The organism is Halomonas sp. ND22Bw, from assembly GCF_003011945.1.
Taxonomy (GTDB): Bacteria; Pseudomonadota; Gammaproteobacteria; order Pseudomonadales; family Halomonadaceae; genus Halomonas; species Halomonas halophila.
Map to the genome: position 1 here is coordinate 1 of NZ_PXWD01001305.1, position 255 is coordinate 255.

Sequence of the window (255 nt, forward strand, 5' to 3'; positions counted from 1 at the left end):
AAGAGGCGTTCCAGCCGGGTTCCAAGAGAAGATGAAGGCGCCGCTTTTGATTCTTGGCGCCAAGGTCGGCGTGATAGGAGCGGCCCGTCCCGCCCGCATCAGAGAAGACCAGGATTTCCTTCTTGCCGTCCATGAAGGCTTGGGTCTCGCCACGGTTAGACGAGGCGGGGCGGGATTCCACGCACAGTCGCGAGCCGTAGGCGTCCTCCTTGCGCACCATGCGCCGCGACCGGCCGGTAGCTTCGGAGCTCTGGT

Annotated in this window: 1 protein-coding gene; it reads right to left on the bottom strand. The window is 63.9% G+C overall.

The window, feature by feature from the left end; genetic code table 11:
- The coding region (locus tag CVH10_RS22400) for a strawberry notch C-terminal domain-containing protein (protein WP_369335975.1) at nucleotides 1–220 on the bottom strand (220 nt) is incomplete at its 3' end.
- Nucleotides 221–255 lie beyond the last annotated feature (35 nt).